Consider the following 14,430-nt stretch of genomic DNA (forward strand, 5'->3'; position numbering starts at 1 on the left):
TCAGGCCGCCTTCTTCACTTCGGCGACGATCTTGGCCGCCGCATCACCCAGATTGTCGGCCGACACGATCGGCAAACCGGAACCGGCAAGGATCTGCTTGCCGAGCTCGACATTGGTGCCTTCAAGGCGCACCACCAGCGGCACCGCGAGGCTGACCTCCTTCGCCGCAGCGATGATGCCTTCGGCTATGATGTCGCAGCGCATGATGCCGCCGAAGATGTTGACCAATATGCCCTTCACCGCCGGATCCTGCAGGATCAGCTTGAAGGCGGCCGTCACCTTCTCCTTGGTGGCGCCGCCGCCGACATCGAGGAAATTGGCCGGTTCGGCGCCGTTCAACTTGATGATGTCCATGGTGGCCATGGCGAGGCCGGCGCCGTTGACCAGGCAGCCGATGTCGCCATCCAGCTTGATGAAGGCCAGATCATATTTGCTGGCTTCCACTTCCGCCGGGTCTTCCTCGGTCAGGTCGCGCAATTCGGCCAGATCGGGGTGGCGGTACATGGCGTTGCTGTCGAAGCCGACCTTGGCATCAAGCACCATCAGCTTGCCATCATCGGTAATGGCCAGCGGGTTGATCTCCATCTGCGCCGCATCGGTGCCGATGAAGGCGGCATAGAGGCGGGTGGTGACATGCTCGGCCTGCTTGGCGAGATCGCCGGTGAGGCCAAGCGCAGCGGCCACGGCGCGGCCATGATGGGGCATGATGCCGGTGGCCGGATCGATGGTGATGGTGTGGATCTTTTTCGGGTGGTGGTGGGCCACCTCTTCAATGTCCATCCCGCCTTCGGTGCTGGCGACGATGGCAATGCGGCCGGTGGCGCGGTCGACCAGCATGGCCAGGTAAAGTTCCTTGGCGATATCCACGCCGTCGGTGACGTAGAGGCGATTGACCTGCTTGCCGGCCGGGCCGGTCTGGATGGTCACCAGCGTGTTGCCCAGCATGTCGGTGGCGGCGGCGCGCACATCATCAGCCGAACGGGCCAGGCGCACACCGCCCTTGGCTTCCGGCGGGAGTTCCTTGAACTTGCCCTTGCCGCGGCCGCCGGCGTGGATCTGCGCCTTCACGATATAGAGCGGGCCGGGCAGCTTGGCTGAGGCCGCCACCGCTTCATCAACGCTCATCGCGGCAAAGCCGATCGGCACCGGAACGCCGAACTTGGCCAGCAATTCCTTGGCCTGATACTCATGAATGTTCATTGAAAATCCTCACCCCTCGATCGCCGTGATGCTGCCCCTGGTTCAGGCCAGCGACGGATCGATGCCCTTGCAGGCCGCCAGCAGTTCCTTCACCGCATCCACGCTCACCTGGAAATTGGCCTTTGCCGACGGCGACAATTCGATCTCGACCACGCGCTCGACGCCACCGGCACCAAGGATGACCGGCACGCCGACATAAAGATCGGATACACCATATTGGCCGGTCAGGTTCACGGCACAGGGCAGCAGGCGCTTCTGGTCATAGAGATAGGCCTCGGCCATTTCGATGGCGCTGGTGGCGGGCGCGTAATAGGCGCTGCCGGTCTTCAACAACGCGACGATCTCGCCGCCACCCGAGCGGGTGCGCTGCACGATGGCATCGATACGCTCCTGCGTGCTCCAGCCCATCTTGATCAGATCGGGCACCGGAATGCCGGCAACGGTCGAGTATTCGATCACCGGAACCATGGTGTCACCATGGCCGCCGAGCACGAAGGCGTTCACATCCTTGACGCTGACCTTGAACTCATCGGCGAGGAAGTGGCGGAAGCGGGCGGAGTCGAGCACGCCGGCCATGCCGCAGACCATGTGATGCGGAAGGCCCGAAAACTCGCGCAGCGCCCACACCATGGCATCCAGCGGGTTGGTGATGCAGATTACGAAGGCGCCCGGCGCATGAGTCTTGATCCCCTCGCCCACCGCCTTCATCACCTTCAAATTGATGCCCAGCAGGTCATCCCGGCTCATGCCCGGCTTGCGGGCAACACCGGCGGTGACGATGATCACATCGGCACCAGCAATATCGGCATAATCGTTGCTGCCCTTCAGGTTCACGTCAAAGCCTTCGACCGGGCCGCACTGGGCCAGATCAAGCGCCTTACCCTGCGGCACGCCTTCCACCACGTCAAACAGCACGATATCGCCCAGCGCCTTCTGCGCGGCGAGGTGCGCCAAGGTGCCGCCGATGTTGCCGGCGCCGATCAGGGCGATTTTCTTGCGAGCCATGGGGTGGGCCTTTCTCTCTTGAGTCGGTCAGAATGTCGCAGGTTGGATAGAGGCTGGCGGCCCAGTGTGCAACCGCAGCAATTCCCTATCCGGGCAAAAGAGGGAGGCCGTTTCAGCCGCCGTGGCCAAGCGCCAGATAATCCGCCGACTGCATTTCCATCAGGCGGCTGACCGTGCGTTCAAATTCGAAGCTGGAATCGCCGGCAGGATAGAGATCAGCCGGCTCGGCATCCGCCGCGGCGATCAGCTTGACGCGTCGTTCGTAGAGTGCGTCGATCAGGTGGATGAAGCGGATCGCCTCGTTGCGATTTTCCGGGTTCAGGCGCGGGATACCGACGATGATCAGCGTGTGATAATGGCGCGCAATCGCCAAATAATCGGCCGCGCCCAGTGGCTGCCGGCACAGGCGGGCAAAGCTGAACACGGCAACGCCCTTAAGGGATTTCGGCACATGCAGCAGGCGTCCACCGCCGACCGGCAGCTCGGCCGAGGGCACATGGGCACGATCTTCTGGGGGATAATCGGTGAGGCGGAAGAAGGCGGCCGAGCAGGCTGCCGTGGCCTCCGGACCATTGGGCACATGCCAGGTGGCGCCGCCGCCAAGGCGCTGCAGCCGATAATCAGTGGGGCCATCCAATGTAACCACGTCCATCCGCTGCCCAATCAGATCGATGAAGGGCAGGAACAGGTGGCGGTTGAGGCCGTTGAGGTAGAGGTCCTGCGGCGGGCGGTTGCTGGTGGTGACGATGGTGGTGCCACGCTCCATCAGGGCGGTGAACAGGCGGGACAGGATGGCCGCATCGGCGATGTCCTTCACCTGCATTTCATCGAAACACAGCAGTCTTGCCTCGGCCGCGATGGCATTGGCGACGCTGATCAGCGGGTCAGTCTCTCCGGCTTCGCGGGCGATGTGGATGCGGCCATGCACATCGGCCATGAACTCGTGGAAATGGGCACGACGCTTGGGGGTAACGGCAGACGTGGCAAAGAACAGGTCCATCAGCATGGACTTGCCGCGACCCACGCCGCCCCAGACATAGACGCCCCTTGGCGGCACCGGCGCGGCCCTGCCAAACAATCGGCCAAGCAGGCCGGGCGCCGGAGCCGGGCGGACCAGATCCGCCTCCAGCGCGGCAAGGCGGCGGGCCACTGCGGCCTGGGCGGGATCGGGTTTCAGTTCCCCCGCCGCCAGCAACTGGTCATAACGGCTGAGAAGATCAGTCAACCTGGGTTTCGCCCGGCCTTGTGGCATGGCCTTCGCCGGTTGGCCTCGCGGTGCGCGGGATCTTGCGCATCGTGCCGGTGAAGCTGGCGAGGTTGACACCATCCTGCGTCACCAGCCCGCGCACGAACAGCATCTTGCCGGTTTCCTTCAGGATCTCGCCATGCGCCTCGATCGGCTTGCCGACGATTCCGGCGGAGAGAAAATCGGTCGCGCACGACAGGGTGACGGCGGCGCTGTTTTCCAGCTGACGGAAGATGAAGGCGAACATCGCCATGTCGATGAACGACATGATGAAGCCACCGTGCAGATAGCCCAGGCCGTTCGAATGCTTGCGCGCGGTTTCCATGCGGCACTCGACGCCGCGGGCGCCTTCGCGGAAATAGAAATCGCCGAGCATGGAAGCAAAGCGGCCATCCGGATCCCGGCGCCAAACAGTCCAGCCCGCGTTGGGCCCTTCGGTGATGGTTTCGCGTGACATGGCGTGGCGGTTAGCGCCGCTGGGCCACAGCGTCCAGCTGGCTTGGCATCAGGCGCGAGCCTTGACCAACGCGCCGGTGGGCGCCGGGCGGGCGGCGGCCAGGGCTTCTTCAGCCAGTCGTTTGTCTTGCATCCGCTTGGTGGCGACGATCAGACCACAGAACAGGAAGGCGAGATAGGCCGAGTCCGTGTTGCTGACCACGGCGCAGTTGATGGTGTAGCCAATCAAGCCAACTGCGGCGGCACCGGCATATTCCTCCACCTCATTCGCCGCACGCATGAAGCATCTTATGCCGAGCCAGGCACTGCGCAGGAACATGCCGAAATAGGCGATGAAGCCCAGAAAACCGAGATCGACCAACATGTTGATATAGAGGCTGTCAACGATCTTGCGGCCGCGCACATCAATCCCGACCTGTTCGATGGAGTTGCCGAGCCCGATGCCGACCGGGTTCTTGCGCAGCTGTTCGCGCGCATTGGCCCATTGCTGTTCGCGCGCATCGTTGCTGCCGGCGTGCTGCTTGCCGCCAAACACATACATCTGGGCGGTGTGGCTGGTGGCGAGCACGCCGCCCATCATGCCGATGATCAGCAGCACGATGGTGGCGCGAATGGAGAATTTCAGAATATCGCGGCGGTTGCCATCGGCCAGGCTGCGCACCACCGTCATCACCGAGAAGCAGACGACCGGCACGATACAGGCGATGATGGCGGTGCGGGCATTGGCAAACCAGGCGGTGTGGAGGATCAGCGGGATGATTGCGAGGCCGAGGATCCGGAACCGGCCTGTCATGCGGGTAATGGAATACATCACCATCGGCATCATCAGGCTGAGGTAAAGCGTGTAGTAGAGCACGACCGGGAAGGTGGAGCGGATCCGGTAGCGGCTGTCACCGATGCGGGCCTGCGGCGACAGGATGCGCGCCAGCCACTCATCATCGATGCGCATGAACGACGGAATATGCTCTGCCCAGGGCGGGATCTGCATATAGTTTTCCAGCACCGCGACCATCATCGAATAAATCGCCGTGCAGGTAACAACCGCATAGATCAGCTTGAAATTGCGCGGCTTGTGCAGCATCGACGCGGCCAGGATCACGGCAGAGAAATTCATCAGATCCTGCAGCGCCCAGAAGGACAAGGTGTCGGGGATGCTCGGCGCCATCGGCAGCACGACGATATTCAGCAGTTCATACAGAAGGAACAGGCTGATCAGCGTGCGATCATAGGACAGGATATCGACGATCTGGGCCCGCGTGTTGCTGCGCTGTGGGAAATAGATCAGCATCAGGCTGAGGATCACGGCCAGCACGATGCGCGGTGGTGTCAGCCACGGCAGGCCGGGAATGATCACGGCCATATAGGAGGGCCAGACGATGATGCTGGCAATGAAGGTGAGCAGCACCGGCATGAAGGGCAGATCCTGCGCCTGGCCCTTGCTGTGGGCATCGGCATCGGGCAGCATCCAGATCACCACGCCGAGCAGACCCAGCACCGGCAGCATGGCGACCTTCAGCAACTGGGTGCCCCCAAGGGCTGTCATCCCGCAGGCATAGACCACCATGATCATCATGATTGTGATCAGGCTGATCTTCAGCACCGGGAACCAGGGCTGGAATTCCAGGCGGTTGTAGGGCGGCAGGATGCGGGTTGACCGGCGGATCAGCGCAGTCTGGCTTGCCAATGCAATGCTCACCCGGTTCACCCCATCTTCACACGACGTTCCAAGTCCGCCAGACGACGGCCCTGTTGCACAATACGGCACCCACAGCAGCAGGTTGCAGTGCAATGGCTATCATTGCCGATGCTGCACTGCAAGGTAGGCGTTCACCCACGGCTACCGTGACGCCCTGGCTTCAGCCTGCGCGTTCCAGCATCATCAGCTTGATTTCGGCAATTGCCTTGGCCGGGTTCAGCCCCTTGGGGCAGACATTGGCACAGTTCATGATGGTGTGGCAGCGATAGACGCGGAACGGGTCCTCCAGCGCATCCAGGCGCTCGCCGGTCATCTCGTCACGGCTGTCGGCCAGCCAGCGATAGGCTTGCAACAGGATGGCGGGGCCGAGGAACTTGTCGCTGTTCCACCAGTAGGACGGGCAGGCGGTAGAGCAGCAGGCGCACAGGATGCACTCATAGAGGCCGTCAAGCTTCTCGCGCTCTTCAGGCGACTGGATCCGCTCTTCCCCAGACGGCGCCGGGGTCACGGTCTGCAGCCAAGGTTTGATCGAGGCATATTGGGCATAGAAATGCTTGAAATCAGGGACGAGGTCCTTGATCACCTCCATGTGCGGCAGCGGGGTGATCACCACCTCGCCCTTTACCTCCTCGATCGGCTTGGTGCAGGCCAGCGTGTTGGCGCCATCAATGTTCATCGAGCAGGAACCGCAAATGCCTTCTCGGCAGGAGCGGCGGAAGGTGAGCGTGGGGTCCACCTCGTTCTTGATCTTGATCAGCGCGTCCAGAACCATCGGGCCGGTGGCATCGAGATCGAGCGCGTAGGTGTCATAGCGCGGGTTCTGCCCATCGTCCGGGTTCCAGCGGTAGATCCTGAAGTTCTTGGTCCGCGTCGCGCCAGCGGGGGCCGGATAGGCCTTGCCGTTGCCCTTGATGACGCTGTTGGGGGGGAGAGAGAATTCAGCCATGGTCCATTACCGCCTGATCAATAGGTCCGCGCCTTGGGCTTGATATATTCGATCTCGTCCGACAGCGTGTAGGTGTGGACCGGGCGCTTGGCGAGTTCCACTGCGCCATCGCGGAACCAGCCGAGGCTGTGCACCATCCACTGATTATCGTCGCGATTGGGAAAATCCTCGTGCATGTGGGCGCCGCGGCTTTCATGGCGGGATTGCGCCATGTGCATGGTCAACACGGCTTGGCCAATCATGTTGTCGAGCTCCAGCGTCTCGATCAGATCGGTGTTGAACACCATTGAACGGTCGGTGGTGCCGATATCGGCCATGCGCTGATAGACGGCGTCGATCTTCCGCACGCCTTCATCAAGAATTTCGCTGGTGCGGAACACGCCGGCATTGGCCTGCATCGTCTTCTGCATGGCGAGGCGCACCTCGGCTGTGCTGGAACCGCCCTTGGCATGGCGGAAGCCATCAAGGCGGCCCAAGGCGAAATCGGCATTGTCGGCCGGCAGCTTCTGGTGCGGGGCGTTCGCTTTCTGGATGTTGGCAATGCGATGCGCGGTGGCGCGGCCGAAGACGACCAGATCGATCAGGCTGTTGGACCCGAGGCGGTTGGCACCATGCACCGAAACGCAGGCGGCTTCGCCCACGGCGAACAGGCCGGGCACGACCTGATCAGGGTTGCCATCCTTCAGGGTGACGACTTCGCCGTGATAATTGGTCGGGATACCTCCCATGTTGTAGTGGACGGTCGGCACCACCGGGATCGGCGCCTTGGTCACATCGACGCCGGCAAACACCTTGGCGGTTTCGGAAATCCCAGGCAGCCGCTGGGCCAGCACGCTGGCATCAATGTGGTTGAGGTGCAGGTGGATATGGTCGCCTTCGGCACCAACGCCGCGACCTTCGCGGATTTCCATGGCCATCGACCGCGAAACCACGTCGCGGCTGGCAAGATCCTTGGCCGACGGGGCATAACGCTCCATGAAGCGTTCGCCCTTCGAATTGGTGAGATAGCCCCCCTCCCCGCGCGCGCCTTCGGTGATCAGCACGCCGGCGCCATAGATGCCGGTGGGGTGGAACTGCACGAATTCCATGTCCTGCATGGCAACGCCGGCACGGATGGCCATGCCGCCGCCGTCACCCGTGCTGGTGTGGGCAGAGGTGGCGGAGAAATAGCAGCGGCCATAGCCACCGGTCGCCAGCACCGTCTGGTGGCTGCGGAAGCGGTGGATGCTGCCGTCTTCCATGTTGAGCGCGATGACGCCCTTGCACTCGCCATTCACCATGATCAGATCGATGGCGAAGTATTCGATGTAGAAATCGCAGCTGTACTTCAGGCTCTGTTGATAGAGCGCGTGCAGCATGGCGTGGCCGGTGCGATCGGCTGCGGCGCAGGTGCGCTGGGCGGGCGGGCCGGCGCCCATGTTCTGCATCATGCCGCCGAACGGGCGCTGATAGATGCGCCCGGCTTCGGTGCGGCTGAACGGTACGCCGAAATGCTCAAGTTCATAGACGGCGGCTGGCGCTTCGCGGCAGAGATACTCGATGGCGTCCTGATCGCCCAGCCAGTCCGAACCCTTCACCGTGTCATACATGTGCCAGGTCCAGTGATCCGGCCCCATGTTGCCCAGCGCGGCCGCGATGCCGCCCTGCGCTGCCACCGTATGGCTGCGGGTGGGGAAGACCTTGGTGATGCAGGCGGTTTTCAGGCCGGCTTCGGCGATGCCCATGGCGGCGCGCAGGCCAGAGCCCCCGGCCCCCACCACAACCGCATCATAGACGTGATCGATGATCTGATAGGCTTGCACCACGAAATATCCTCAGGCGGCAGACAGGGCGATCTTCAGCACCGAAAACAGTGCGAAGGCAGCCAGAACGAATGTGTAGAAATTCAACGCGAGCATGGCGATGACGCGCTTTGACCCATGGAGATAATCCTCCAGCATGACCTGAACGCCCAGGCGGAAGTGCCAGAAAACGCTGACGACCAGCAGGCACATTGGCACTGCCACGATCGGTTGCGACAGCCACAGGCGGGCGCTGGCATAATCAAGGCTGGGCAGCCGAGCGAGGCTGAAGACGAACCACAGCACCAGGAACAGGCTGGCGACGGCCGTCACTCGCTGGAGCCACCAATGATGGACCACACCGCCGCCGGCCGCACCAAGACCGCGAACCTTGCCCAGTTGAGTCCCATTGCCCATGATCAGAGCCCCTTGCCGAGCAGGATATAGGCCCAGAAGGCCAGGGTGGCGATGGCGCCAAACACAAAGGCGCCCTGCGCCATGCGGCGCGAGGTGACGAGGTCATAACCTTCGCCGGCATCCATGATGAAGTGGCGCAGCCCGCTGCCCATGTGCTGGAACATCGCCCAGGTCAGGCCAAAGCCGACAATCACGCCCAGTGGCGAGAAGACGACATCCTGGAAGAAACGATAATATTCCGGACCGCTGGCCAGGGCCGCCAGCCACCAGGCAAAAATGACCACGGCACCAAAGGCCAGGGCATGACCAGTGACGCGGTGGACGATGGAGACCGCCATGTGCACCCGCCATTTCCAGATGGTGAGGTGCGGGCTCAGCGGGCGCGGAGCGGGCGCAGTTGGACGAGAAGCCATTGATCCCCCTTTCGCCCAGCACCGGGTGTCCCGGTGCGGGCGTGATCATCACATCAGCGCTTTCATAACGCGCTGGCGCTGCGGTGCAACAGAGAAGCCACTGCCACGTTCAGCCGCACTGGATGAGCACGGTTCGTTCGAGGCCGGCATAACGATGCACCAGCGCGTCGCGATAGGCATCATTGGCCATCATGTTCAGGAAATGTTGGCGGCTGGGATAGCGGACCAGCAGCAGCTTGTCCCAATCGGTTGCATCGGTGCCGGGCTGGCCGATGAAGACCTGTTCGCACGGGCCATCATAGAGCACCTCGGCCTGGCTGATGGCACCCACGGCCACGGTAAAGGCGTGCTGATAGCGATCGTAAGCCGCCTTCCCGGAGCAGGCGGCCATGCCCAGCTCCTGTGGATATTGGGCGGTATCGCGGAATTTCAGCAGGTTCATCATCACCACCGGGCCGTCGCGTCCATGGTCGCGCAGGTGTCGCACCTGGTCGCGGGTGGGGTCGATGCCGGCATCGTGGTTGCTGTGGGATGGAATGGCCATGTCGGGACTCGCGGTTGTGGACAATCGAGCGTAGCATGCGCTCCAAGACCGCCAAGAGGCGGCGAACATGGGGAGGATATCATGGCGACTCTGTCACCCGCCGCCGGCCTTGATGTGCCACTGTCGGCCATCGATGTGTCGGACGCGACGCTTTATGCCACCGACAGCTGGCGGCCGGTGTTCGCACGCCTCCGGGCCGAGGCGCCGGTGCATTTCCAGCCAAACAGCCCGTTCGGCCCCTATTGGAGCGTGAACCGCCATGCCGACATCATGGCGGTAGAGGCCCGACCCGACATTTTTTCGAGCAGCCATGAATTTGGCGGCATCACCATCCTGGACCTGTTTGACGAGTTCAACCTGCCGCAGTTCATCGCCATGGACCGGCCCAAGCACAGCGAGCAGCGCCGCGTGGTGGCGCCGGCCTTCGGCCCGTCGGAAATTGCGCGCATGGCCGTGGCGGTGCGGCGGCGCACGCAGGAACTGCTCGACAGCCTGCCGGTGGGCAGCGAATTCGACTGGGTCGATCAGGTGTCGATCGAACTCACCACACAAATGCTGGCGATCCTGTTTGATTATCCCTGGGAAAAGCGCCGCGATCTGACCCTGTGGTCGGACTGGGGCGGCGATATCGAGGCGGCGATCAACCCGGCGACCAACCTGATCCGCCACCAGCATATGCTGGACATGACCCACGCGCTCGACGCGCTGATGGCGGAGCGCAAGGCCAAGCCGCCCAGCGGCGACCTGATCAGCGCCATGGCCCACAGCGAGGCGATGGGCGACATGCCGTTCAAGGAACGCACGGGCAATTACATCCTGCTGATCGTTGGCGGGAACGACACCACGCGCAATTCGATGTCGGGCCTGGTGCAGGCTTTCAATCGTTTTGATGGCGAGTGGGCCCGTCTGGAAGCCGATGCCAGCCTGATCCCCAATGCGGTGAGCGAATTGATCCGCTGGCAGACGCCGCTGGCCCATATGCGCCGCACCGCGCTGGCCGACGCCGAAATCGCCGGCGTGCCGGTGAAGCAGGGCGACAAGATCGTGCTGTGGTACATCAGCGGCAACCGCGATGAAGATGTGTTCCCCGATGCCGAGCGCTTTGATGTCGGCCGTGCCAACGCCCGGCGGCACCTGTCATTCGGCTTTGGCGTGCACCGCTGCGTCGGCGCGCGGCTGGCCGAACTGCAATTGTCGGTGCTGATCGAGGAATTGCTGGCGCGCCGGCTGTTTCCGCGCCAGACCGGCCCGGCCGAATATGTGCCGCAGGCGTTCGTGCATGGTTTCCGCAAGCTGCCGGTTGTGCTTGAACGGCGCTGATGCCGAAGATTGATCCCGCTGCCCTGCCCGTCAACCGAGGCTCCAACTATCTGCCGCCCTATCAGGAGGCGGTGGCCGGCCGCGTTTGGCAGGCGGTGGCGGCGGCCGGTGAGCTGACGCAGTTTGGTGCCAATCTGGTCACCTTGGAGCCCGGTGCCTGGTCGAGCCAGCGCCATTGGCACAGTCATGAAGACGAGATGGTGGTGATGCTGGCTGGCGAGGCGGTGCTGGTGGAGGAGGATGGCGAAACGCTGCTGCGGCCGGGTGACATCGCCTGCTTCCCGGCCGGCAGCGCCAACGGCCATCATCTGCAGAACCGCAGCGCCCTGCCCTGCCGATTCCTCGCCATCGGCACGGACCGGATCGAGATCGACGAATGCCATTACCCCGATATCGACATGCACCTGGATCCCCAAGGTTTTCGGCGCAAGTCATGATGGGGCGGCGCCGCTTTCTGGCCGCTGGCTTGGCCAGCCTGCTGCCGGCCCGCCTGGCTGCTAGCCCGCTGCGCCAGGGGGCAACGGCACCGGGCATCCGGATCGCGCCTGATCGGGAAGCCATGGTGGCCGTGCCCGGCGGGCGCATTTATGTGCGGATCAATGGTGCGCTGGATGGGCCGCGCCCGCCAGTTCTGTTCATCCACGGCGGGCCGGGCGGATCGCACTGGGGCTGGCTGAACGCCACGGCATTGGCCGACGAGCGGGCGGTAATCCTGTATGACCAGCTGGATTGCGGCCGATCGGACCGGCCGGGCAATCCGGCCAATTGGACGGTGCCGCGCTTCCTGGCCGAGATCGAGGCGATCCGTACGCACTTCGGCATCGCGCGGTGGCATGTCCTGGGCGGCAGCTGGGGCGGCACGTTGGCGCTGGAATATGGCGCCACACGGCCGGCGGCACTGGCCAGCCTGGTGCTGCAATCGCCGCTGGTGGCAACATCAGTGTGGCTGGAGGATGCCGCGTTGCTCAAGGCCGACATGCCTGCCGATGTGCGGCAGCTGCTGGATGCCTGTGACACGCCGGGCGCGGCCCCCGAAGCCGCCTGCCAGGCCGCCACGGATGCCTTTTATGCGGCCCATGTCCGCCAGGTGATGCCGCCGCCGGCCATCGCCGCCTATCGCGATGCCCTGCCTGCGCCCTTTGCCGCCGGGCTCTACAACCATATGTGGGGCCGCGCCGAATTCACCTGCACCGGCACATTGAAGGACTATGACGGGCGGCCGCTTCTGGCCCGGCTGACTGGCCCGCGCAGCCTTTTTGTGGCCGGCATTGATGACGAGGCCCGACCGGACACCGTCCGCCGCTTCGCCGATCAGGCCGGCGCCCAATTTGCAGCGGTGCCGGGCGCAGCCCACAGCATCATGCTCGACAATCCCGCCGCTTACCTCGCCTTGCTCAGCCCGTGGCTGAAGCAGCAAGACGCTTGAACGTGGAGTAGCGCGGATTGTCGACGGCGCATTTGGCCTGTGCAATAGCCAGCAAGGCATCGATCAGGCCCGGTGTCGCTTCGCACTTGCGGCCATCGCGGAGATCGGCACACAGGCTGGCACGCAGCGTGTCGAGGCTGTCATCCCGGCCCATCACCCCAGCCAGCAGTGCCTGTTCCCTTGCCTGCGGGGTTTGGGCCAGTTCGCGTGCCACGATGGCCAGCGCGTTTTGCGCCACCTTGGCATGAAAGGCGCGACGGCCCGAAATTTCGGGTTCCAGCTCGGCCAGGAAGAGCTGCACCGCTTCGATCAAGGTGGTGGCTTCGATCTGTTCGGCCATCACAGGCTCCCGAACTTCAGCAAGTGCATCAGGTCAAGCTCCACCTCGCTCACACGGCGGCCGATTGCAGCGCGCTCCACATTGCGCAGCCGGCCCGACACATGGTCGTCGCCCAATTGCAGGCAGGCAATCCCCCATTTCAGCGTGCCCCACACTTCCCACACATGGGCGCGCGCCCGGTCCACCGGGCCACCGCCGGCGGCTTCATAGGCCTGATAAAGAGCATCGCGTTCGCCAAAGCCGCCCACAGGCTTTTCCCACAGGCCAAAGCGCCAGGCGTTGCAGCACAGCCAGCCCAAATCCTCGTGCCCGTCGCCCAGATGCGCCAATTCCCAATCGAGCACCGCCACCAGGCCATCGGGCGCCACAAGGAAATTGCCGGACCGGAAATCACCGTGGACGATTGCAATGGCCGGCCTGTCCTCCACCCGGTCCTTGAGCCATGCAAAGGCCAGATCGAACACCGGCGAATTGACGCCAAAGCGGCGATAATTGGCGAACATGCGCGCCAGGCCTTCCGCCGTGCTGCCGGTCGGCAATTTGAGGCCAGCGGCGCTGGCCAGCGGCAGGCGGTGCAGCTGCGCCAGCACGGCGCCGCATTGGCCGGTCAGGATGGCGCGCGCCGGGGCGTAATCAGGCAGCTTCAGCCATTTCGGCGCCAGCGCCTCGCCCGGCAGCCGCGCCATGATGAAACCCTCACCCAGGCCATCCTCGGGACCGAGCACCCGCACCACCTCGGCCACCGGCAGGCCGGCCTCGAACGCGATCTGCTGCAACCGGGCCTGATCGGCGCGCGGCAGCCCGCCTTCGGGCACTGTGCCGGTGGCGGCGCACTGCAGGATCAGCGGCCAGGGCTGGCCATCGCGCACCGCATCCACGGAATAGGTGGCCGACGATGCCCCGCCTGACAATTGCTCGATCCGCACCACATCGGCGTCGATCAGCGTAGCTACATGGCCAGGCGCGGGCGTTGCCATCAATCGCTGACCAGGCGGGCGTAGGACAATTCGTCAAACCATTGATCACCTTCGCGCCAGCTTTGGATGAAGCGGCCTTCGAGGCGGAACCAGTTGCGCTCCAGTACACGCTGGGCGGCGCGATTGCGAATGTCGGTCACAGCCATCACCCGGCGGCGACCACGGTGGAACAGCAGGCGCAACATGCCCTCCACGGCTTCGCTGCCAATGCCCTTGCCGCGTTCGGCCGGATCCACGGCAAAGCCAATTTCGGCCGTGGCGTTGAACGGCGGCGAAAAACGGATACCCAGATCCCCGATCATGCGGCCATCCTTGGACAAGATGCTGAACTGTTGCCACCCATCGGAATCGGGAGCCGCGCGGCTCTGCATGGCGGCGATCATCGCCACGCTTTCATCCATGCTGCGGGTGACTGGATCATAAAGGGCGCTGGCACGGATGATGTGCCACTCGCGCGCTTCGGCCACCCGCATCGGCCGGATCGACAGTCGTTGTGTGCTGAATTCCCAATCGGCCATGGGCGGGCGGACTCCGTTGTTATGTGACATGTTCGTTGCACGGCGGCCACAGTGGGGCAAGCATGATGCGCCCCCCCCGTTGCAAATTGGTTTACGCGCTGTAATCCTTGCTTCGTTGCCCGATCAACGGGAACAATCGGGGCTG

General features: G+C 63.6%; 16 protein-coding genes. 3 read left to right on the forward strand and 13 right to left on the reverse strand.

The features are described from left to right. The 10 genes from sucC to AC6BOR_RS01055 all read right to left on the reverse strand — a co-directional run bounded on the left by sucC (position 1) and on the right by AC6BOR_RS01055 (position 9,704). Positions 1–1,200, reverse strand: a complete 1,200-nt coding sequence (sucC, locus tag AC6BOR_RS01010) for an ADP-forming succinate--CoA ligase subunit beta (RefSeq protein ID WP_498059384.1) — start codon at positions 1,198–1,200, stop codon at positions 1–3. Positions 1,201–1,242: 42 nt separating this feature from the next. Beyond that, positions 1,243–2,205, reverse strand: a complete 963-nt coding sequence (gene mdh / locus AC6BOR_RS01015; protein ID WP_498059385.1) for a malate dehydrogenase — start codon at positions 2,203–2,205, stop codon at positions 1,243–1,245. 112 nt (positions 2,206–2,317) lie between these two features. After that, the gene (gene zapE / locus AC6BOR_RS01020) at positions 2,318–3,430 is read right to left on the reverse strand and encodes a cell division protein ZapE (RefSeq protein WP_498059386.1); all 1,113 of its coding nucleotides are present in this window, start codon (positions 3,428–3,430) and stop codon (positions 2,318–2,320) included. Further along, positions 3,423–3,908, reverse strand: a complete 486-nt coding sequence (locus tag AC6BOR_RS01025) for a PaaI family thioesterase (RefSeq protein WP_086117997.1) — start codon at positions 3,906–3,908, stop codon at positions 3,423–3,425. Before AC6BOR_RS01025 ends, zapE begins: the two co-directional genes overlap by 8 nt. A 48-nt stretch (positions 3,909–3,956) precedes the next feature. Further along, positions 3,957–5,603, reverse strand: a complete 1,647-nt coding sequence (locus tag AC6BOR_RS01030) for an O-antigen ligase family protein (protein ID WP_498059387.1) — start codon at positions 5,601–5,603, stop codon at positions 3,957–3,959. 160 nt (positions 5,604–5,763) lie between these two features. Then, complete coding sequence (locus tag AC6BOR_RS01035; protein ID WP_498059388.1) at positions 5,764–6,549, reverse strand: succinate dehydrogenase iron-sulfur subunit; 786 nt, start codon at positions 6,547–6,549, stop codon at positions 5,764–5,766. A 17-nt stretch (positions 6,550–6,566) separates the two neighbouring features. After that, complete coding sequence (sdhA, locus tag AC6BOR_RS01040; RefSeq protein WP_498059389.1) at positions 6,567–8,354, reverse strand: succinate dehydrogenase flavoprotein subunit; 1,788 nt, start codon at positions 8,352–8,354, stop codon at positions 6,567–6,569. A 9-nt stretch (positions 8,355–8,363) separates the two neighbouring features. Continuing rightward, a complete protein-coding gene (gene sdhD / locus AC6BOR_RS01045) occupies positions 8,364–8,747 on the reverse strand; it encodes a succinate dehydrogenase, hydrophobic membrane anchor protein (RefSeq protein ID WP_498059390.1) in 384 nt (127 codons plus the stop codon). 2 nt (positions 8,748–8,749) lie between these two features. Beyond that, entirely contained in the window at positions 8,750–9,160 is a 411-nt protein-coding gene (gene sdhC, locus AC6BOR_RS01050) for a succinate dehydrogenase, cytochrome b556 subunit (RefSeq protein ID WP_498059391.1), read from the reverse strand. A 109-nt stretch (positions 9,161–9,269) separates the two neighbouring features. Next, a complete protein-coding gene (locus AC6BOR_RS01055) occupies positions 9,270–9,704 on the reverse strand; it encodes a DUF1330 domain-containing protein (RefSeq protein WP_498059392.1) in 435 nt (144 codons plus the stop codon). An 81-nt stretch (positions 9,705–9,785) separates the two neighbouring features. On the opposite strand from AC6BOR_RS01055, the gene AC6BOR_RS01060 reads away from it, so the two are divergent. Genes AC6BOR_RS01060 through AC6BOR_RS01070 form a run of 3 tightly spaced genes read left to right on the forward strand, consistent with a single transcriptional unit; the run spans position 9,786 to position 12,450 of the window. Further along, a complete protein-coding gene (locus AC6BOR_RS01060; protein WP_498059393.1) occupies positions 9,786–11,024 on the forward strand; it encodes a cytochrome P450 in 1,239 nt (412 codons plus the stop codon). Continuing rightward, positions 11,024–11,461: a cupin domain-containing protein gene (locus AC6BOR_RS01065; protein WP_094473653.1), complete on the forward strand. Its 438-nt coding sequence runs from the start codon at positions 11,024–11,026 to the stop codon at positions 11,459–11,461. Before AC6BOR_RS01060 ends, AC6BOR_RS01065 begins: the two co-directional genes overlap by 1 nt. After that, positions 11,458–12,450, forward strand: a complete 993-nt coding sequence (locus tag AC6BOR_RS01070; protein ID WP_498059394.1) for a proline iminopeptidase-family hydrolase — start codon at positions 11,458–11,460, stop codon at positions 12,448–12,450. The genes AC6BOR_RS01065 and AC6BOR_RS01070 overlap by 4 nt, the downstream gene beginning before the upstream one ends. Here the strand turns inward: AC6BOR_RS01070 and AC6BOR_RS01075 are convergent. Genes AC6BOR_RS01075 through AC6BOR_RS01085 form a run of 3 tightly spaced genes read right to left on the reverse strand, consistent with a single transcriptional unit; the run spans position 12,419 to position 14,285 of the window. Beyond that, on the reverse strand, positions 12,419–12,790 hold the full coding sequence (locus AC6BOR_RS01075) for a DUF6285 domain-containing protein (RefSeq protein ID WP_498059395.1): 372 nt from the start codon (positions 12,788–12,790) through the stop codon (positions 12,419–12,421). The two genes, AC6BOR_RS01070 and AC6BOR_RS01075, sit on opposite strands and share 32 nt — an antisense overlap. Then, on the reverse strand, positions 12,790–13,767 hold the full coding sequence (locus AC6BOR_RS01080) for a phosphotransferase family protein (RefSeq protein WP_498059396.1): 978 nt from the start codon (positions 13,765–13,767) through the stop codon (positions 12,790–12,792). The genes AC6BOR_RS01075 and AC6BOR_RS01080 overlap by 1 nt, the downstream gene beginning before the upstream one ends. Further along, complete coding sequence (locus AC6BOR_RS01085; protein WP_498059397.1) at positions 13,767–14,285, reverse strand: GNAT family N-acetyltransferase; 519 nt, start codon at positions 14,283–14,285, stop codon at positions 13,767–13,769. Before AC6BOR_RS01085 ends, AC6BOR_RS01080 begins: the two co-directional genes overlap by 1 nt. Positions 14,286–14,430 lie beyond the last annotated feature (145 nt).

The organism is Sandarakinorhabdus sp. FBCC-B8862 (genome assembly GCF_059745315.1).

What these genes read in the sequence shown, in the direction of transcription:
- sucC (WP_498059384.1), bottom strand. Translation starts at nt 1,200, where the DNA reads ATGAACATTCATGAGTATCAGGCCAAGGAATTGCTGGCCAAGTTCGGC.
- mdh (WP_498059385.1), bottom strand. Translation starts at nt 2,205, where the DNA reads ATGGCTCGCAAGAAAATCGCCCTGATCGGCGCCGGCAACATCGGCGGC.
- AC6BOR_RS01025 (WP_086117997.1), bottom strand. Translation starts at nt 3,908, where the DNA reads ATGTCACGCGAAACCATCACCGAAGGGCCCAACGCGGGCTGGACTGTT.
- AC6BOR_RS01035 (WP_498059388.1), bottom strand. Translation starts at nt 6,549, where the DNA reads ATGGCTGAATTCTCTCTCCCCCCCAACAGCGTCATCAAGGGCAACGGC.
- sdhD (WP_498059390.1), bottom strand. Translation starts at nt 8,747, where the DNA reads ATGGGCAATGGGACTCAACTGGGCAAGGTTCGCGGTCTTGGTGCGGCC.
- sdhC (WP_498059391.1), bottom strand. Translation starts at nt 9,160, where the DNA reads ATGGCTTCTCGTCCAACTGCGCCCGCTCCGCGCCCGCTGAGCCCGCAC.
- AC6BOR_RS01055 (WP_498059392.1), bottom strand. Translation starts at nt 9,704, where the DNA reads ATGGCCATTCCATCCCACAGCAACCACGATGCCGGCATCGACCCCACC.
- AC6BOR_RS01060 (WP_498059393.1), top strand. Translation starts at nt 9,786, where the DNA reads ATGGCGACTCTGTCACCCGCCGCCGGCCTTGATGTGCCACTGTCGGCC.
- AC6BOR_RS01065 (WP_094473653.1), top strand. Translation starts at nt 11,024, where the DNA reads ATGCCGAAGATTGATCCCGCTGCCCTGCCCGTCAACCGAGGCTCCAAC.
- AC6BOR_RS01070 (WP_498059394.1), top strand. Translation starts at nt 11,458, where the DNA reads ATGATGGGGCGGCGCCGCTTTCTGGCCGCTGGCTTGGCCAGCCTGCTG.
- AC6BOR_RS01075 (WP_498059395.1), bottom strand. Translation starts at nt 12,790, where the DNA reads ATGGCCGAACAGATCGAAGCCACCACCTTGATCGAAGCGGTGCAGCTC.
- AC6BOR_RS01080 (WP_498059396.1), bottom strand. Translation starts at nt 13,767, where the DNA reads ATGGCAACGCCCGCGCCTGGCCATGTAGCTACGCTGATCGACGCCGAT.
- AC6BOR_RS01085 (WP_498059397.1), bottom strand. Translation starts at nt 14,285, where the DNA reads ATGGCCGATTGGGAATTCAGCACACAACGACTGTCGATCCGGCCGATG.